This is a genomic window from Aquabacterium sp. A3 (assembly GCF_038069945.1).
Taxonomy (GTDB): domain Bacteria; phylum Pseudomonadota; class Gammaproteobacteria; order Burkholderiales; family Burkholderiaceae_C; genus Aquabacterium.
This window is the reverse complement of sequence record NZ_JBBPEV010000001.1, coordinates 741,506-759,575: the sequence shown is the minus strand read 5'-3', so window position 1 is coordinate 759,575 and position 18,070 is coordinate 741,506. Positions and strand designations below refer to the sequence as shown.

Genomic DNA, 18,070 nt, shown 5'->3' with positions numbered 1-18,070 from the left:
TGTACCGTGTCCATGATTCCCTCCACCTTGTCGCGTGTGGCCATGGCGGCCGCCCTGCTGGCCCTCGGGGGCTGCACCACCATCCAGGTTGATGTGCCTCCGGTCAGTTTTGCCGTACCTGGTCAGTTTGACGCTGTGGGTGAGCCCACATCGGGCGATCCCGCCATCGACATCGCTCGCTGGTGGAAGGGGTTTGGCGACCCCGCCTTGAGCGAACTGGTCGAAGCAGGGCTGCGGCACAACAGCGATGTACGCATTGCCCTGGCCCGCCTGGCTGAGGCGCGCGCCTACCTGGATGTGGCCGACTCCACCCGTCAACCGGCGGTGGAGGCCGGTGCCAGCGTGTCCCGTGGCAAGCAGGATGCCACCACGCCCAGCGCAGCGGGGCTGAGTCTGCCAGGCCCCTTGCCGCTGCCCATTCCGATTCAGACGGGTGATCTGCCTTCGGCCAACATCCCCTGGGGGAACGCCCGCAGTCATGGGGTCGTCATGGCCTGGGAGCTGGATGTGTTCGGTGGGCTGAGGGCGCAATCCGACATGGTGGCCAGTCTGGTGCTGGGCGCCCAGGAGCAAGTCCATGGGGCTCGATTGCTGGTGGCGGGTGACATTGCCAGCAACTACATCGAAGCCCGCGCCGCCATGCAGCGGATGGCCTTGCTGGATGAGGCCATTGGGGTGGCTACCCGTTTGAAGGCCTACGCACAAGGGCGATTCAATGCCGGGCAGGCCACGTCCTCCGATGTGGATCGTGCCGAGATCGAGTGGCTGCACGCACAGTCCAAGAAAGAGCCCTTGCAGGCCCTGTTGCATCGGCATCTGAAGCGGCTGGCCGTGCTCACGGGCCGTACCCCTCAATCCATCCAGGTATTGCCCGTGAGTGCCAAGTCGTTGGTGGCACCCCCTTTGCCCCCGCGTTTGCCCGGTCAGGTTCTGGAGCGACGGCCTGATGTACGAGGCGCCGCCTACAAGCTGCGTGCGCAGGCCAGTAAGCTGGGTGCAGCCAAGTCCGAGCTCTTTCCCAAGTTCTATCTGGGCTTGAGTTCCGTGATCGGGCGGGCCTATCCGGATGATGCCGACAGCGGGGGCTTCTCGCTGCAGCGTATCGGCGTGGGCGTGCGTTTACCCATCTTCCATGGGGGGCGCATCCGCGCCAACATCGCGGCGAATCAGGCGCAGCTGGATGGATTGGCCGTGGAGTACGAGAAGGCCATCCTGTCGGCATTGGAGGACGTTGAAAATGCTTATGTGGCCAAGAAAGCCTTCGACAGTCAGCATCGGCATCTGGTGCGCACCGCCGAGCTGGCCCGGCGTGTGGCCGACCAGCGTGAGGCCTTGTTCATGCGGGGGCAGGATCTGCTGCAGCCTGCGCTGGAGGCTCGGGTCAAGGCGTTCGAGCGCGAAGACGAGCGCGTGAGGGCGGATACCGATCACCTGCTCTACACCGTGCAGCTGTACAAAGCCTTGGGCGGCGGCTGGCGGGCTGAAGAGCCGCAGGTCGAGGCCGCCAAGGAGCGTGTGGAGCCCTTGCCATCTGGCGAGGAGGTCCGTGGTTTGTGAGTCCGTGGGTTGATGCGTCGCAAAACCACGCTCGTATCAGGTGTCTACATTCGCGGGGCCGTTGTAATCACCTGAGCACCCCACATGAATGATTTTTCCAAGCCGGAGCTGGTCTGCCCAGCCGGCTCGCCCCGAGCCTTCGACAAGGCCCTGGAGGCCGGGGCCGACGCTGTTTACCTGGGTTTGCGTGACCCCACCAATGCGCGCAACTTTGCGGGCCTGAACTTCACACCCCGCGAAGTGGCTGATGCCGTGGCCCGCGCCCATCGCCACGGGCGCAAGGTCTTGATGGCGTTGAATACCTTTGCGCATGCCACCGATCCCGCACCGTGGTTCAGGGCGGTTGACGCTGCCGCGCAAGCTGGGGTCGATGCCTTGATCGCCGCCGACGCGGCGGTACTGGCCTATGCGTGCCGGGTGCATCCTGATCTGAGGCGACACCTGTCGGTTCAGGCGTCTGCCACCAACCACGCGGCCATCGCGCTCTACCATGAGCGCTATGGCATCCAGCGTGCGGTACTGCCGCGCGTGCTGACACTGCCGCAGGTGGCGCATGTGGTGCGCAACACACCCGTCGAGATCGAAGTGTTTGGCTTTGGCAGCCTGTGTGTCATGGTCGAAGGGCGCTGCGCGCTCTCGTCTTATGCCACCGGGTGCTCACCCAACAACGCCGGGGTGTGTTCCCCGGCCGAGGCCGTGCGTTGGGATGAACAGCAGGGGGTGGTGAACGCTCGGCTGGGTGGTGTGCTCATTGATCGATATGCGCCCGATGAGTCGCGAGCGTATCCCACCCTTTGCAAGGGGCGCTTCGAGGTGGCGGGCCAGGTCGATCACGCGCTGGAGGAACCCACCAGCCTCAACACCCTGGACGTGTTGCCCGATTTATGGCGAGCGGGGGTGCGGGCCATCAAGATCGAAGGGAGACAGCGCAGCGCGGCGTACATCGAACAGGTTACGCGGGTGTGGCGGCAGGCCATTGATCGCCTCAGCCCGACAACGTCTGACTGGGCACCGAACGCCCAGTGGCATGACACCCTGGCCCGCTTGTCCGAGGGGCGGCAGACCACCCTTGGGGCGCTCAGCCGGCCCTGGCAATGAACCTGGAGAATGGCATGACCATGGATCTGACCGTGGGGCCGGTGCAATACCACTGGCCACGAGAAACCCTGCTGCGCTTCTATGCTGATCTGGCCGACCAGCCCGTGCAGCAGGTGGTGTTGGGTGAGGTGGTGTGCTCTCGCCGCCGCGATCTGAAGACCACCGACTGGCTGGCCTTGGGGCGCGAGTTGCGTCAGGCGGGCAAGCGCGTGTGGATGGGCACCCTGGCCTTGATCGAAACCGAGGCCGAGTTACGCGCGGTGCGGCACTGGGCCGAGCAGGACGATCTGGGCCTGGAAGCCAACGATGCAGCGGCGGTCTACCTGGCCTGGAAAAGCGGCCGCCCCTGGCGCATTGGTCTGCACGTGAATGTCTACAGCGTCGATGCCTTGCGGGAGTACCGTGCCATGGGGGCGGTGGCGTGGGTGCCGCCCGTCGAACTGGACTTGGACACCATCGCCCACGTCCTTCGCGTGGGCCCTGAGGGCCTGGAGGGCGAAGTCTGCGCCTTTGGGCGCTTGCCGCTGGCCTTGTCCGCTCGGTGCTTCACGGCGCGCCACCATGGGGTGCAGAAGGATCACTGCGGATTCATCTGCCAGAACGATCCCGACGGCCTGACCATGCTGTCGCAAGAGGGTGAGCCGTTTCTGGCCATCAATGGCATCCAGACACAGTCTGCAGCGGTGCAGTCCTGGCTGGGAGACCTGCCCGCCATTCGGGAGGCCGGGGTGAACAGCCTGAGGCTGTCGCCTTGCTCCAGGGATTTCTTCGAGGTGATCGGTTGGCATCAGCGCGCCCTCGCGGGGGAGTGCTCCGCTGAAGACGCGGTACAGGGCCTGCGCACTCTGGCGCTGCCCGGGGTTCTGGCCAATGGCTATCTGCGCCACCGAACACCCGGTATGCAATGGAGTCTCTACGCATGATGCGACATCAAGACGCACTCTGGCAGGCCCTGGCCTGCGGTGCCCCGGTCTTCCGCCGCTTGCCCACGTGGCCCCTGGCTCAGTTGGCGGCCCGCGCCCTGACGGAGCGGTGGTGGCCCTTGGTGCCGCCAGATGTGCAGGTGCAGTTGTCCGGCGGCACGGTGGAGGTGGTCGTCACCGATCTGGGGCTGTGTGTCCGACTGGTGGCGGGCGCGCGAGGGATCTCGGCAGCGCCCGTGTCGAGCACGCACACCCTGCGCATTCAAGCGCAGGCTCGGCACTTCATGGCTCTGATGCAGGGCGATGAAGATCCGGATACCTTGTTCTTCGACCGTCGCCTGGTGATGGAGGGTGACACGGCCTATGGCTTGCTGTTAAAGAATACGCTGGACGCCCTCGGGCCGATCGACTGGCGTCCATGGCATCCTCCTGGTCGGACGAGCGGGCCGCGCTCATCGAGCTGGATGACGGGCGCGCAGTGACCAACCCATCAGCCGCCAGGCCCAGCCGATCATGATCAGAGACCAGGCCATCAAGGCGATTTGCATGAGTGGCGTGGCCAGGAGCGCCGACATCCACCCAGCGGCCAGTCGCAGCACCACCACGAGCTGCAAGGACAGAAAGCTCCACCACACCCATTGGTCAGCCACCACAGGCTGACCGCCATGGGTGCAACTCACGCGGGTGACCATCGCCAGCATCAGTGAGCCCATGGCGCCCAGTGCCATGGCGTGGTGAGCGGGGCGTCCATCCTGTGCCAGCGACAGCCACAGGGCCAACCCCATCCAGAAACAGCCCAGGCACAGCATGGACAGCATGCGCTGTTGCAGGTTCTGTACGCGGCGCCAGCGGCAGGCCATCCCCACCAAAGCCAGCCCCGCCACCAGGGTGCTCCCCGTGTGAAGCATTTGCCACGCCCGCCAAGGCTCCACACTCAGTGCGGCCATCACACGCTGGCCAGCGTGCATCGCCAGGGCCGGCAAGACCAGCCACAGTAAGGCATGGGGATGTTGACGCGCTGGCCACGACCAAGGCCACATCGACAGATACGGGATCATGCGGTGCAGGGCCGTCAGGAAGATCGGGGCCAGACAGGCCCACAGGATGAGCATGACTCCCGCCTGCAGGCAGCCTTGCCCAGGCCACCAAGGCTCCAGCATGGCCATCGCCAGACCGCCGGCCCCCGCAAGCCATGCCACGAGGATGAGCCAGGTGTGTCCTTGATCGGGGGCCTTGCTGCGCCATGCTGCACGTCCGTGATGCCACGCCAAACGGAGCCAGCCCAGCAGCACCACGCCCACGGCTGCCGTGAAACCGCCCGCAGGCGCAGTCGTCGGTGGGCTGGGCCACATCAGGGCCACCAACGCCCCCCACCAGCCCACGGCCATGGCGCAGATGCCCGGCACCAGTCTGCCCATCGACACAGGGTGAATGGCCAGCCATCGCGGCAGGGTGGTGAACACAAAGCCTGCGATGAACAGCGGCATGAATCCGCCACTGAGCAGCAACGCGTGAACCGAGTGAGGCGGCACGCTGGGCAAGCCCGTCGTCCAGCGTGTCCCGGCATGCACCATGACCCACCAGGTGGCCAGCAGCATGAGATTGACGCTGCCCAGAAAGAAGGCCAGTCGATGTGGAGCGGACCACAACAACCGCCAAGAGTTCATTCGCAGGCTGCCAGCCGCTCCGGATCCATGATGCGGATCGTGCGTTGCTGCATCTCGATGAGGCCCTTGTCCTGCAACTCGCGAAGGATGCGCGAGAAGTGCTCGGGTGTGATGGACAGCAGAGATGCCACCGTACCCTTGCTGACCGGCAGTGATACCACCACCGAGTGGTCATGGCCATAACCACCATCGTCCAGTGCCAAGGCCGGCTGGCGCAGCAGGAACTGGGATGCTCGTTGCCGTGCAGACCGCAAGGTCGTGGCTTCCAGCTCTCGCATCATGCGACGCAGGTGCCGGCTGGTGTCATCCAGCAGTCGCTGCGCCATGCCCACATCGGTGCACAGTTCATTGCGCAGCAGCGTATAGGGCACCACCAGCACCGTCGATGTTGCCAGGGTGCGTGCATGGTGGGTGTGCTGCGTATCTCCCGTGGGCTGCGTGCCTGGCAGGGTCTGGCCACGTCCGATCAGATCGATCACCTTTTCGTGGCTTTGACCATCACGGGCATACACCTTCAGCATGCCGTCCAGCACGGCGTGCAGACCTTCACAACGCGCGCCTGCCTCGAACAGGACCTCACCCCGCGGCAGTCGACGAATCAGGCTGTGCTTGATCAGGTGCTCGGCGCGGAGTGGATCCAGACCGGAGAACACAGGGTTCTCTTTCAGTCGGGCGCTCATGCGTTCAACAAAGGTCTGCATCATGGTCTCCAATGGGTGGTGTGTGCAGTCTGGAAACACGTTGGCAAGAGGGCTTTGATCCTGAGCAAGCGTCGAGCAGCTTATTGGCGAGACCAGCGTGCATCGATCTCATTGAAGATCGCTTCGCTGGATTCCTCGCTCTCCTTGTAGGGGCCTGTGCCGCTGTGATCAACTCGTGAGGCTGGCAAGAAGCCGCCGGATCGCACGTCAAAGACGTGCACTTCTCCGTCTTCGATCACATAGTGCCAACCGTGCAGGGTCACCTCTCGCTTCTCTACACGTTCACGCACCATCGGGTAATCCATGAGGCGCTCTAGTTGCAAGACCACTGCTCGTTGCTCTGTGCGTCTGAGCGCTTCGTCACTCACCTGCACAGGCAATGTGGCCTCGCGCGCCATGTCCAGCCAGCCTTTGAGATTCTTGGCGGCGGCTGGCACCTCCTCATACAGCGCCTTCATGGCGCCACAGTGGGAGTGTCCGCACACCACAATGCGTGACACCTTGAGATTCAACATGGCGAATTCAATGGCGGCTGCCGTGCCGTGAAGGCCATGTAGGCCGTCATAAGGGGGCACCAGGGCGCCCACGTTACGCACGATGAAGAGCTCGCCAGGGCCGCTGCCAGTCAGCAGGTACGGAACCAGCCGAGAGTCAGAGCAGCCGACGAACAGCGTGGTCGGGTGTTGGCCGTCATGAACCAGGTTCCTGAATCGTGACTCGTACTGCGGGAAGTAGTCATCGTGAAACTGACGCAAACGTTGGAGTAGCTCATCCATGGCCTGGGCTCACGATCGTTGCTCACTGTAGCAGCGGCGATGCCGCTGCATCGATGTCAGCCCCTTCCACCTCGTGACGGGCTGCGAGCAGGCTGCAAGCCTGCTTGACCGCCGTGGTGAAGGTTTGCTGACGCAGTGTTTGAGCCACCGCTTCACGGACCGCATCAAAGGGCTGCATGTCGCCAGCAATGCGCTCTTGTACCTCCACCACATGCAGGCCGAATCGGCTGTGCACCAGGCGTGGCAGCACGCCAATGTGGGCTTGCGATTCGTCCTGACCGAACAATTCGCGGGCGAATTCCGGTGCGCAGTCTGCGGCATCCAGCCAGCCCAGTTCACCACCCTGTTCACCGCTGGGGCAGTTCGACTGTGTGCGTGCCTGTTCGGCAAAGCTGTCGGGATCGGCGCGCACGGCAATCAACACCTGTTCTGCACGTTGGCGAAGGGCCTGGATGTCCACGCCGTCTGTGACCGCAAACAGAATGTGTCGGGCGCGAACCCGCTCGCCCTGCGAGTACTTCGCACGATGAGCAGCGTGGTAGCGACGGCAGGCCTGCTCATCAGGATCAGGCACCTGGATGGACAGCTCCAGCCATTGATCGATGGCATCGGCGGCGGCCTCGCTCATGACGCCATCCTGGGGTGGAGGATCGTCGGCCGACAGCAGCCCCGCCTCGATGGCTGCCAGGCGCAACAGCGCCAGACTGGCCACCTGACGACGCTCGGCCTCGGTCAGTTGCTCCGGATGCGGGTGGAGGATGTCATCCCCCACGCGCAAGACGGTGTGTGTGATGGTCTCGGACATGAAAACTCCTGTCTGCGCGGTGGGCTGACTCAACGGGGCAGGCCAGTACGGCGGCTGCGCACGACTTGCCAGGGGCGGATCACGTAGCCGACCGATGCGAAGCCGCTCCACACGTGCACCAGGCGAGTGAACGGGAAGATGATGAACAGCGTCATGCCCGCCACCATGTGAACCTTGAACAGCAGGGATACGTCGGCGATCAGGCTGGCGGCGCCGCTGCGGAAGGTGACGATGTGTTGCGCCCAGGCCATCAGCTTGAGCATGGTTTCGCCATCACGGTGCTCCAGTGACAGAGGCACGGTCGACAAGCCCAGCAGCAGGGTGCCCAGGATCCAGAACAGCACCAGAAAATCCCGGGGCTTGCTGGTGGCGCGCACACGCTCATTACCCAGGCGACGGGTGATCAGCAGCAGCAAGCCGATCAGACAGACCACCCCCAGGATGCCGCCGGCCACCACAGCCAACATCTGCTTTTGCGCGGCGGTGATGCCCAGTGCATGCACCAGATCGGCCGGCGTCAGCATGCCGAAGAAGTGGCCGAAGAACAGGCCGATGATGCCCAGGTGGAACAGGTTCGATCCAGCTCGAAGCATGCCGGTGGACAGCATCTGGCTGGATTCACTGCGCCAGGTGTACTGATCGCGGTCAAACCGAACCAGGCTGCCCAGCAGGAAGACCACCATGACGATGTAGGGGTAGATGCCGAAGAAGAACTGATGGGTGAGGCTCATGATGTCGCTCCTCGTGTGGGTGCGGCCTTGTTCGTGCGCACGATGTGGATGGGTTGGGGTTGGTCAGCCCGCTGCTGACCACGGGTGGAGCAGCCGTCAAAGGCCGGGGGCTCGCTCCAGGCGTCGTCAAGGGCCTCGTCTTCCGGCACCTCAGTGGGTTCGATGGGGTGTCCCATCAGCTCCAGCAAGGCGGCCGGAACGTGGGCGTACAGGCTGCGACGCTTCAGCAGGGCGGCGTACAGCGCGTTCAGGATGTGAGCGAACTCACCCGTGAACTCGCGAGCTTGCTCGGCGGGCTGGGTGGAGACGAACTCCAGCACCAGCGGCAGATAGTCGGGCAACTCGCCCCCGTTGTCGGGGTTGAGTTTGAGGCCAGCCTGTTCGTAGGTCTGGACCAGATCGACCATGGCCTGCCCGCGATCGCGCGAATCACCGTGCACGTGCTCAAACAGGTGCAGCGACGTGGCGCGACCCCGATCGAAAAGCTCGACGTAGTCTGATTCGATCTCGAACGCTTCCGTGCGGGTCAGTTGTGAGACCAGGCGCTCCAGACCAGCAAGGCGCTCAGCACCCACTTGACCTTCGTTGCGGATGGCTTGCAGCACCTCATGGGCGTGCTCGCGCAAGGCTTGGTCCGGGTAGGCCAGCAGGCGAGCCAGCCCCCGCAGTGACAGGGTGGGCGTGGGCTGGATGCCCAGCGCCCTGACGTAACTCAGAACACTGCTCATGGCTCAGATCTCCGACTTGATGGGGATGGTGCGCTTCTTCTTGGCACCAAACAGGCTGGCCTCGGTTTGACCGTCCGAGCAGCCATTACCGAACGAGAAGCCGCATCCGCCACGAAGATCAAAGGCGTCTTCCGCGTACTCGCGGTGTGCCGTCGGGATCACGAAGCGGTCTTCGTAGTTGGCAATGCCCATGATGTGGTACATGTCTTCCACCAACGCGGGGGTGAGGCCCACCTGTTCGATGGCCCTCATGTTGGGGCTGCCGTCCACGTGCTTGCCCCGCATGTAGGCGCGCATGGCCAGCATGCGTTCCAGCGCACGTGACACGGGGGCCACGTCGCCAGCCGTCATCAGGTTGGCCAGGTACTTCAGCGGAATGCGCAACTGGTTCACGTCCGGGATTTCGCCGTTGGTGCCCACATGGCCCGCGTGGGCAGCTGCCTGGATGGGCGACAGTGGCGGCACATACCAGACCATGGGCAGCGTGCGGTATTCCGGGTGCAGCGGCAGGGCCACCTTCCAGTCCACGGCCATCTTGTAGACGGGGCTGTTGCGGGCGGCGGTCAGCCATGCTTCTGGCACGCCATCGGCGCGGGCCTGCTCGATCACCTTCGGATCATTCGGATCCAGGAAGATGTCCAGCTGGGCCTGATACAGATCGCGGTCATGCTCGACGCTGGCGGCTTGTTCAATCCGGTCGGCGTCGTACAGCAGCACGCCCAGGTAGCGGATGCGACCCACACAGGTCTCAGAGCACACCGTCGGCTGACCCGCCTCGATGCGCGGGTAGCAGAAGATGCACTTCTCAGCCTTGCCGCTCTGCCAGTTGTAGTAGATCTTCTTGTACGGGCAGCCGCTGACGCACATGCGCCAGCCGCGGCACTTGTCCTGGTCGATCAGCACGATGCCATCTTCCTCGCGCTTGTAGATCGAGCCCGAGGGGCACGATGCCACGCACGCCGGGTTCAGGCAGTGCTCGCACAGGCGAGGCAGGTACATCATGAAGGTGTTTTCGAACTGACCGTAGATGTCCTTTTGAACATCTTCGAAGTTCGCATCCTTGCTGCGCTTGCTGAACTCGCCACCCAGGATTTCCTCCCAGTTCGGCCCCCATTCGATCTTCTCCATGCGCTTGCCCGTGATCAGGCTGCGCGGGCGGGCCGTGGGGGCCGCCTTGGTCTTTGGCGCCGACTGCAGGTGGTCGTAGTCGAAGGTGAAGGGCTCGTAGTAGTCGTCGATCTGCGGCAGGTTGGGGTTGGCGAAGATCTTCATCAGCAGGCTGAGCTTGCCACCCTGCCGAGGCTGGATCGTGCCATCCGGCTTGCGAATCCAGCCACCTTTCCACTTTGCCTGGTTCTCCCATTCCTTGGGGTAACCGATGCCAGGCTTGGTCTCGACGTTGTTGAACCAGGCGTACTCAACGCCGGGTCGGTTGGTCCAGACGTTTTTACAGGTCACCGAGCAGGTGTGGCAACCGATGCACTTGTCCAGGTTGAGGACCATGCCAATCTGTGCGCGAACTTTCATGTTGTGTGCTCCTTCGGTCTCAGGCGTGAGTGGGGGTGGCGGCAACTTCGCCGTCCAGCCAGTCGACCTTGTTCATCTTGCGCACCAGCACGAATTCGTCGCGGTTGGTGCCGATGGTGCCGTAGTAGTTGAAGCCGTAGCTCAACTGGGCGTAGCCACCGATCATGTGGGTGGGCTTGAGCACCACACGCGTCACCGAGTTGTGGATGCCGCCGCGCGTACCCGTGATCTCCGAGCCCGGGGTGTTGATGATCTTTTCCTGGGCGTGGTACATCATCACCATCCCGGGATTGACCCGTTGGCTCACCACCGCGCGAGCGGCAATGGCCCCGTTGGTGTTGAACAGCTCCACCCAGTCGTTGTCCACGATGCCGGCTTTCTTGGCGTCGTCTTCACTCAACCAGATGACGGGGCCGCCACGGTTCAGTGTCAACATCATCAGGTTGTCGGTGTAGGTCGAGTGGATGCCCCACTTCTGGTGTGGCGTGATGAAGTTGAGCGCAATCTCCTTGTGGCCGTTGGGCTTGCGGCCGGCGATGTCGTCAAGCGTCTTCAGGTCCACCGGCGGGCGGTAGCTCACGAAGCCTTCGCCGAAGGCCTGCATCCAGGGGTGGTCCATGTAGAACTGCTGACGACCGGTCAGGGTGCGCCATGGAATCAGTTCGTGCACGTTGGTATAACCGGCGTTGTACGAAACCTTTTCGCTCTCCAACCCTGACCAGGTGGGCGACGAAATGATCTTGCGCGGTTGGGCCTGGATGTCGCGGAAGCGGATCTTCTCGTCTTCGCGGTGCAGGGCCAAGTGGGCATGCTCACGGCCGGTTTGCTTGGACAGCGCTTCCCAGGCCTTCACAGCCACGTGGCCGTTGGTCTCGGGCGCCAGCATCATCACCACTTCAGCAGCGTCGATGTCGGTCTCGATCTTCGGCATGCCGTGAGACACGCCTTCTTCACGCACGATGCCGTTCAGTTCGCCCAGTTGGTGAACTTCGTCTTGGGTGTTCCAGCCAATGCCCTTGCCACCGTTGCCCAGCTTGTTCATCAGCGGGCCCAGCGAAGTGAAGCGCTTGAAGGTGTTCGGGTAGTCGCGCTCGACGACCGTGATTTGCGGGGCGGATTTGCCCGGGATCAGGTCGATCTCGCCCTTCTTCCAGTCCTGCACGCCAAAGGGTTGGGCCAGTTCAGCCGGGGTGTCGTGCATCAGCGGCGACATCACGACTTCCTTCTCGACCCCCAGGTGTCCCACGCAGACCTCGCTGAACTTCTTGGCGAAGCCCTTGTAGATCTCCCAGTCTGAACGGGCTTCCCAGGCCGGATCCACCGCAGAGGACAGCGGGTGGATGAACGGGTGCATGTCGCTGGTGTTGAGGTCGTTCTTCTCGTACCAGGTGGCTGTGGGCAAGACGATGTCGGAGTACAGGCAGGTGGTGCTCATGCGGAAGTCGAGCGTGACCAGCAGGTCCAGCTTGCCTTCGGGCGCCTTGTCATGCCAGACGACTTCTTCAGGCTTGGCGTCATCGGCACCCAGGTCCTTGCCTTGCACGCCGTGCGTGGTGCCCAGCAAGTGCTTGAGGAAGTACTCGTGACCCTTGCCAGACGAACCCAGCAGGTTGGAGCGCCAAACGAAGAGGTTGCGCGGCCAGTTGTCGGGATGGTCAGGGTCGGTGCACGACAGCTTCAACGAGCCATCCTTCAATGAGGCCACCACGTGGTCCTTCGGGTCCAGGCCCTTGGCGGCTGCATCCTTGACCACCTTCAGGGGGTTGGTCTGCAGCTGCGGTGCCGAGGGCAACCAGCCCATGCGTTCGGCGCGCACGTTGTAGTCGATCATGCTGCCGCCGAACTTGGACTTGTCGGCCAGGGGCGAGAGGATCTCGTCCACGCCCAGCTTCTCGTAGCGCCACTGGTCAGTGTGGGCGTAGAAAAAACTGGTGGAGTTTTGCTGACGAGGGGGACGTGACCAGTCCAGCGCGAACGCCAGAGCCGTCCAGCCGGTTTGTGGGCGAAGCTTTTCCTGACCCACGTAGTGGGCCCAGCCGCCGCCGCTTTGGCCGATGCAGCCGCACATCATCAGCATGTTGATGATGCCGCGGTAGTTCATGTCGCAGTGGTACCAGTGGTTCATGGCCGCACCGATGATGACCATGGACTTACCCTTGGTCTTGTCGGCGTTGTCGGCGAACTGGCGCGCCACGGTCAGAACCTGATCACGCGGCACGCCGGTGATCTGTTCTTGCCACGCGGGGGTGTAAGGAACATTGTCGTCCAGGCTACGGGCGCCATCGTCGACCAGCACACCTTCGCGGTCGGTCAGGCCACGGAACACGCCGTAGCTGGCCACCTGCAAGTCGTACACCGTGGCCACCCACACGTCGCGACTCTGACCTTGTTCTTGCACAGTCAGGCGCTGCATGGGCACGCGGCGCACCATCACATCGCCTTGCTTGTTTGACTTGAAGCCCGGCGAGTCGATGCCACCGAAGTAAGGGAAGGCCACGGGTTGCACGTCAGTCTTGACGGTCTCGGCGTGTTGTTCGTCTTCAAGCACGGACAGCTTGAGCTTGACGTCGCGTCCCTCGACAGCCTCCTTGGCCTCCAAGTTCCACTTGCCCTGGTCTGAGTGACCGTCTGTGCCCCAGCGGAAGCCGATGGAGCCTTGCGGCACCACCACGCGGCCGGCGCCGTCATAGGCCAGCGTCTTCCACTCGGCGTTGTGGCCTTGCCCCAAGTTCTCTGCGGCCAGATCGCTGGCACGCAGGTAGCGCTGGGGTACCAGGGCCTTGCCAGCGGGTGTGTCCTGCTCCTGCAGCATCACCAGCATGGGCAGGTCGGTGTAGCGGCGAGCGTAGTCGTCAAAGTAGGCGCTGCGCTTGTCGATGTAGAACTCGCGCAGGATGGTGTGGCCCATGGCCATGGCGACAGCCGCATCGGTGCCCTGCTTGGGGTGCATCCAGATGTCGGCCAGCTTGGCCACTTCGGAATAATCGGGCGTGACGGCGACCGTCTTGGCGCCCTTGTAACGAACCTCGGTGAAGAAGTGGGCGTCGGGCGTGCGTGTTTGTGGCACGTTCGAGCCCCAGGCAATGATGTAGTTTGAGTTGTACCAGTCGGCCGATTCCGGCACATCGGTCTGCTCGCCCCAGATCTGCGGGCTGGCAGGGGGCAGGTCGCAATACCAGTCGTAGAACGACATGCACACGCCACCGATCAGGCTCAGATAGCGGCTACCAGCGGCATAAGACACCATCGACATCGCCGGGATGGGCGAGAAGCCGATGATGCGGTCAGGGCCGTGCTGCTTGATGGTGTACACGTTGGCCGAGGCGATGATTTCATTGACCTCTTCCCAGGTGGTGCGCACAAAGCCGCCCAGACCACGTTGTTTCTGCCAGCTGCGGCGGGTGTCATCGCTGGACATCAGGCTGGCCCAGGCATCCACCGGGCTCTTGGCCACGGCACGCGCCGCACGCCAGTGCTTGAGCAATTCACCCCGCACCATCGGGTGCTTCACGCGGTTGGCGCTGTACAGGTACCAGCTGTATGAGGCGCCACGGGCGCAGCCGCGGGGCTCGTGGTTGGGCAGGTCTGGGCGCGTGCGGGGGTAGTCGGTCTGCTGGGTTTCCCAGGTGACGATGCCGCCCTTGACATAGATCTTCCACGAGCACGAACCCGTGCAGTTGGTACCGTGGGTCGAGCGCACGATCTTGTCGTGCTGCCAGCGGCTGCGGTAGGCGTCTTCCCAGGTGCGGTCTTCGCCTGTGGTGACGCCGTGGCCATCGGCGAATCCTTCCTTGGCTTGCGCGAAGAAGGTCAGTCGGTCCAGAAAGTGACTCATGTTGTGTGACTCCGTGGGGAAGGTGTTCAGCAAGGTTGCTCGGCGTCGCGGCGGGCGTAGTACCACCAGGTCAGCCCGATGCACACCAGGTAGAAGGCGATGAAGGTGAGCAGCGCCAGTTCAGGGCCACCGGTGGCGGCAATCGCCGAGCCGTAGCTCTTGGGGATGAAGAAGCCACCGTAAGCTGCGAAGGCGGCGGTGAAGCCCAGCACGGCGGCTGCTTCGGTGTTGGCTTCCTTGATGGCGTTGGCCTGGGCCACGTCGTCATTGCGTGGCACCCGTTGAGTCTTCAAGTTCATGAAGATCACCGGGATCATCCGGAAGGTCGAGCCGTTACCGATGCCGGTGGTCATGAACAGCACCAGGAACATCAGGAAGAAGCCGGTGAAGCTGCCTTCATGCGGGCCGAAGGGCAGGGCGAAGACGCTGCCGCTGGTCTTGGGCAGGAAGTACAGCACGCCCACCACAGCCACAGCCATGACGATGAAATTCCAGTAGGTGACGCGGGCGCCGCCCAGCTTGTCGGCCAGCCAGCCGCCCACGGGACGAATCAAGGCGCCCACCAGCGGGCCGATCCAGGCGTAGGCCAGCGGGTTGACCTCCGTGAACTGCGACTTGATCAGCAGCGGGAAGCCGGCGGCGTAACCAATGAACGAACCGAAGGTGCCCAAGTACAGCACGCACATCAGCCAGTTGTGCTTGTTGCGGAAGATCGCGGCCTGTGCGGCAAACGACGCCTTGGCATCAGCGATGTCGTTCATGAAGAACCACGCCACCACCGAGATGATCACGATCCAGGGCACCCACACGAAGGCGGCGTTTTGAGCCCAGACCTCCACGGTCTGGCCTGCCTTGTTCACAATGGTTTGTGATTCGCCGCCGAGGAAGCCGAACATGCCGACCGAGATGATGATGGGGCTCAGGAACTGCACCACCGACACGCCCAGGTTGCCCAGGCCAGCATTCACGCCCAGGGCCGAGCCCTTGCGCTCCTTCGGGAAGAAGAAGCTGATGTTGGACATCGACGACGAGAAGTTGCCGCCACCCAGCCCGCACAGCAGGGCCAGCAACAGCATGGTGGGGTAGGGGGTGGTGGGGTCTTGCACCGCAAAGCCGATGCCCACCGCCGGGATCAGCAGCGAGGCGGTCGAGATGGCCGTCCAGCGGCGACCGCCAAACACCGGCACCATGAACGAGTAGAAGATGCGCAGCGTGGCGCCTGACAGCGCCGGTGCGGCCGCCAGCCAGAACAGCTGGTTGGTGGAGTAGTTGAAGCCCATCTGTGGCAGGTTGACGGCCACCACACTCCACAGCTGCCAGACGGCGAAGGCCAGGAACAGTGCGGGGACTGAGATCCACAGGTTGAGCTTGGCAATGGCCTGGCCTTGAGAATCCCAGAAGGCCTTGTCTTCCGGGGTCCACACGGTGAGCGTGCTGCCCGGACGGGCCTGGGCCCTGATGCTTGTTGGCGCTGACATGATGTGTCCTTTCGGTGAATCAGCTGCGTTGGCCCACGACTGCGCCCTGGGGCTCGCCGCCCAGAACATCGCGTGTGCGCACTTCGGTGAGGTACATCCAGATCAGCGACACCCAGACCACGCCGTAGAGCAGCATGAAGGCGCTGGATCGGATGCCAGTGAGATCGAGCAGGTAGCCGAACATGATGGGCAGCACGAAGCCCCCCAGGCCGCCGGCCAGGCCGACGATGCCGCTGATCGTGCCGATGTTGTTCGGGTAGTCGTTGCTGATGTACTTGAACACGCTGGCCTTGCCAAACGCCCAGGCAATGCCCAGCACAAACATCAGCGCTGTGAAGCTGTAGACGTTCAGACCGATCTCGAAGGTTTGCGGGCCGGTGATGGTCTGGATGGTGAATTCGGTTTGCGGGTAGCTCAGCAGGAACAGACAGATCCAGCTCACCCACATCACCCACCAGGTGACCTTGTGGGCGCCATGCTTGTCAGACAGCCAGCCACCTATGGCGCGCAGCACGCCGCCTGGCAAGGAGAAGCAGGCAGCCAGCAGTGCGGCCACGCGGATGTCCAGACCATATTCGCCCACGTAGTACTGCACCATCCACAGGGCCAGGGCCACGTAGCCACCGAACACGATGCTGTAGTACTGGCAGTACTTCAGCACGCGGGGATCCTTCAGCGCTTGCATCTGCGCCATGAAGCCCCCCTTGGTCGCAGGCACCAGGTGAGCAGGGTCATGGGCGCTACCCAGCCAGAAGATGATGGCCGTCCCCAGCATGATGGCTGCGTAGACCTGGGGCACCATGGTCCAGCCCACGGCGACCACGATCACCGGGGCAATGAACTTGTTGACGGCGGCACCTGAGTTGCCGGCGCCGAACACGCCCATGGCGAAGCCTTGTTGATCGCGGGGGAACCAGCGCGCCACGTAGGGGGTGCCTACCGAGAAGGTGCCACCGGCCAAGCCCACAAACAGGCCTAGCACCAGGAAGTGCCAGTACTCGGTGGCGTAGGCCATCAGCCAGATCGGCACCACGCACAAGAGCATGGTGATGAACAGCACGATGCGCCCACCGAAGCGGTCGGTCCAGATGCCCAGCGGAACGCGCACCAGCGAGCCGGTCAGCACCGGGGTGGCCATCAACAGGCCGAACTGGGTGGCCGAGAGGCCGAGTTCCTTCTTCAGCGGGATCCCGATGACCCCGAACATCATCCAAACCATGAAGCACACCGTGAAAGCCAGTGTGCTGACGATGAGGACGGAGAGCGCTTGTTTGTTCTTTCCGCTAGACATGGTCAATTCCTTTCCATGTCCGGCAGTGTCAGAATTTAGGCGCTAGGCGAATATCCTTCTGTGGGTTTGTCGGGGTCGTTCTGAAGAACTAGTCCCTGGGGTCAGGGTTGATCCAGATCAGACGAGGCCATCACGGCGGCCTGCACTCTTGAACTCAGATTCAGTTTGCGCAGGATGTGTTGCACGTGGATCTTCACGGTGGTTTCCGCGATGTCCAGCGTGCGTGCGATCTCCTTGTTGCTGGCGCCCCGGGCGATCTCACGCAGGATGTCGCGTTCGCGTGGCGACAATTTCTGCAGCGGGCTGACTGGGACCTCCGGGGGGGCTACTGGCGCAGCAGGGGGAGGGCTGATGCTGCTGGCGTTGTTGTCTGCGCCCTGAATGGCCTGCTGGTAGGCCAGCACCAGTTTGGTGGTCATCTCGGTCGACACCACAGATTCACCCTGGTGCACGCGAACAATCGACTGGATCAGTTCGGCGCCCTCGGCCGTTTTCAGCAGGTAGCCGGCCGCTCCGCGGGACAGGGCCTGTGCCAGGTCGTTGGCGTCTTCGCTCACCGTCAGCATCAGCACCCGGCTTTGGGGGCTGGCTTGCAACAATTGCGGCAAAGCGTCAATGCCATGCACCCCCGGCAGGTGGTTGTCCAGGAGGATCACATCGGGTTGATGGGTGGTGGCGCTGCGCAAAGCCTCACCCGCATCGGCGGCCTCGGCCACCACCGCCACTTCGGGTGACTGGCCCAGCAGGGCAATCAGCCCTCGGCGGAAAAGAGTGTGGTCATCCACAACCAGAAGGCGCACAGGCATGGGCAAATCCATTCATCGTTTGACACAGGGCAAGTCCACAACGGTCGTGGGCCACGTACCCTGCGCTTCTCACGATCCCGGATTGTCCATCATGCCTTCGATACCGTCTGACTTGCTGCAACACCTATCCAACAGCCCTGTACGGCC

The 18,070-nt window shown here is 63.2% G+C and carries 15 protein-coding genes; 4 read left to right on the top strand and 11 right to left on the bottom strand.

The window, feature by feature from the left end:
* Nucleotides 1-12 precede the first annotated feature (12 nt).
* The 4 genes from WNB94_RS03310 (at nt 13) to ubiT (ending at nt 4,060) form a co-directional block, all read left to right on the top strand.
* Nucleotides 13-1,557 carry a TolC family protein gene (locus WNB94_RS03310; protein ID WP_341389929.1) on the top strand — a complete coding sequence of 515 codons (1,545 nt, stop codon included), beginning with the start codon at nt 13-15 and terminating at the stop codon, nt 1,555-1,557.
* 84 nt (nt 1,558-1,641) lie between these two features.
* Complete coding sequence (gene ubiU / locus WNB94_RS03305; RefSeq protein ID WP_341388378.1) at nt 1,642-2,655, top strand: ubiquinone anaerobic biosynthesis protein UbiU; 1,014 nt, start codon at nt 1,642-1,644, stop codon at nt 2,653-2,655.
* A gap of 14 nt (nt 2,656-2,669) precedes the next feature.
* Nucleotides 2,670-3,578, top strand: a complete 909-nt coding sequence (locus tag WNB94_RS03300; protein WP_341388377.1) for a U32 family peptidase — start codon at nt 2,670-2,672, stop codon at nt 3,576-3,578.
* The gene (gene ubiT, locus WNB94_RS03295) at nt 3,575-4,060 is read left to right on the top strand and encodes a ubiquinone anaerobic biosynthesis accessory factor UbiT (RefSeq protein ID WP_341388375.1); all 486 of its coding nucleotides are present in this window, start codon (nt 3,575-3,577) and stop codon (nt 4,058-4,060) included. The genes WNB94_RS03300 and ubiT overlap by 4 nt, the downstream gene beginning before the upstream one ends.
* Here the strand turns inward: ubiT and WNB94_RS03290 are convergent.
* The 11 genes from WNB94_RS03290 to WNB94_RS03240 all read right to left on the bottom strand — a co-directional run bounded on the left by WNB94_RS03290 (nt 4,031) and on the right by WNB94_RS03240 (nt 17,923).
* On the bottom strand, nt 4,031-5,245 hold the full coding sequence (locus tag WNB94_RS03290; protein ID WP_341388374.1) for an NnrS family protein: 1,215 nt from the start codon (nt 5,243-5,245) through the stop codon (nt 4,031-4,033). The genes ubiT and WNB94_RS03290 overlap by 30 nt on opposite strands.
* On the bottom strand, nt 5,242-5,949 hold the full coding sequence (locus WNB94_RS03285; protein WP_341388373.1) for a Crp/Fnr family transcriptional regulator: 708 nt from the start codon (nt 5,947-5,949) through the stop codon (nt 5,242-5,244). Before WNB94_RS03285 ends, WNB94_RS03290 begins: the two co-directional genes overlap by 4 nt.
* Before the next feature lie 77 nt (nt 5,950-6,026).
* A complete protein-coding gene (locus WNB94_RS03280; RefSeq protein ID WP_341388371.1) occupies nt 6,027-6,722 on the bottom strand; it encodes a carbonic anhydrase in 696 nt (231 codons plus the stop codon).
* 22 nt (nt 6,723-6,744) lie between these two features.
* Nucleotides 6,745-7,527 carry a peptidylprolyl isomerase gene (locus WNB94_RS03275; RefSeq protein ID WP_341388370.1) on the bottom strand — a complete coding sequence of 261 codons (783 nt, stop codon included), beginning with the start codon at nt 7,525-7,527 and terminating at the stop codon, nt 6,745-6,747.
* Between the two features lie 29 nt (nt 7,528-7,556).
* Entirely contained in the window at nt 7,557-8,258 is a 702-nt protein-coding gene (gene narI / locus WNB94_RS03270; RefSeq protein ID WP_341388368.1) for a respiratory nitrate reductase subunit gamma, read from the bottom strand.
* Nucleotides 8,255-8,986, bottom strand: coding sequence for a nitrate reductase molybdenum cofactor assembly chaperone (gene narJ / locus WNB94_RS03265; protein ID WP_341388367.1), 732 nt, complete (start codon nt 8,984-8,986; stop codon nt 8,255-8,257). Before narJ ends, narI begins: the two co-directional genes overlap by 4 nt.
* Before the next feature lie 3 nt (nt 8,987-8,989).
* Nucleotides 8,990-10,513, bottom strand: a complete 1,524-nt coding sequence (gene narH, locus WNB94_RS03260; RefSeq protein ID WP_341388365.1) for a nitrate reductase subunit beta — start codon at nt 10,511-10,513, stop codon at nt 8,990-8,992.
* Nucleotides 10,514-10,532: 19 nt separating this feature from the next.
* The gene (locus tag WNB94_RS03255) at nt 10,533-14,348 is read right to left on the bottom strand and encodes a nitrate reductase subunit alpha (protein ID WP_341388364.1); all 3,816 of its coding nucleotides are present in this window, start codon (nt 14,346-14,348) and stop codon (nt 10,533-10,535) included.
* Between the two features lie 26 nt (nt 14,349-14,374).
* Complete coding sequence (locus WNB94_RS03250) at nt 14,375-15,826, bottom strand: NarK family nitrate/nitrite MFS transporter (RefSeq protein WP_341388362.1); 1,452 nt, start codon at nt 15,824-15,826, stop codon at nt 14,375-14,377.
* Nucleotides 15,827-15,845: 19 nt separating this feature from the next.
* Entirely contained in the window at nt 15,846-17,117 is a 1,272-nt protein-coding gene (locus WNB94_RS03245) for an MFS transporter (RefSeq protein ID WP_341388361.1), read from the bottom strand.
* Nucleotides 17,118-17,218: 101 nt separating this feature from the next.
* On the bottom strand, nt 17,219-17,923 hold the full coding sequence (locus WNB94_RS03240; RefSeq protein WP_341388360.1) for a response regulator: 705 nt from the start codon (nt 17,921-17,923) through the stop codon (nt 17,219-17,221).
* Nucleotides 17,924-18,070 lie beyond the last annotated feature (147 nt).

Coding starts and splice junctions, on each gene's coding strand:
- WNB94_RS03275 (WP_341388370.1), bottom strand. CDS start 7,527: ATGTCCGAGACCATCACACACACCGTCTTGCGCGTGGGGGATGACATC.
- WNB94_RS03300 (WP_341388377.1), top strand. CDS start 2,670: ATGACCATGGATCTGACCGTGGGGCCGGTGCAATACCACTGGCCACGA.
- ubiT (WP_341388375.1), top strand. CDS start 3,575: ATGATGCGACATCAAGACGCACTCTGGCAGGCCCTGGCCTGCGGTGCC.
- narH (WP_341388365.1), bottom strand. CDS start 10,513: ATGAAAGTTCGCGCACAGATTGGCATGGTCCTCAACCTGGACAAGTGC.
- WNB94_RS03250 (WP_341388362.1), bottom strand. CDS start 15,826: ATGTCAGCGCCAACAAGCATCAGGGCCCAGGCCCGTCCGGGCAGCACG.
- WNB94_RS03255 (WP_341388364.1), bottom strand. CDS start 14,348: ATGAGTCACTTTCTGGACCGACTGACCTTCTTCGCGCAAGCCAAGGAA.
- WNB94_RS03290 (WP_341388374.1), bottom strand. CDS start 5,245: ATGAACTCTTGGCGGTTGTTGTGGTCCGCTCCACATCGACTGGCCTTC.
- WNB94_RS03280 (WP_341388371.1), bottom strand. CDS start 6,722: ATGGATGAGCTACTCCAACGTTTGCGTCAGTTTCACGATGACTACTTC.
- narJ (WP_341388367.1), bottom strand. CDS start 8,986: ATGAGCAGTGTTCTGAGTTACGTCAGGGCGCTGGGCATCCAGCCCACG.
- WNB94_RS03285 (WP_341388373.1), bottom strand. CDS start 5,949: ATGATGCAGACCTTTGTTGAACGCATGAGCGCCCGACTGAAAGAGAAC.
- WNB94_RS03310 (WP_341389929.1), top strand. CDS start 13: ATGATTCCCTCCACCTTGTCGCGTGTGGCCATGGCGGCCGCCCTGCTG.
- ubiU (WP_341388378.1), top strand. CDS start 1,642: ATGAATGATTTTTCCAAGCCGGAGCTGGTCTGCCCAGCCGGCTCGCCC.
- narI (WP_341388368.1), bottom strand. CDS start 8,258: ATGAGCCTCACCCATCAGTTCTTCTTCGGCATCTACCCCTACATCGTC.
- WNB94_RS03240 (WP_341388360.1), bottom strand. CDS start 17,923: ATGCCTGTGCGCCTTCTGGTTGTGGATGACCACACTCTTTTCCGCCGA.
- WNB94_RS03245 (WP_341388361.1), bottom strand. CDS start 17,117: ATGTCTAGCGGAAAGAACAAACAAGCGCTCTCCGTCCTCATCGTCAGC.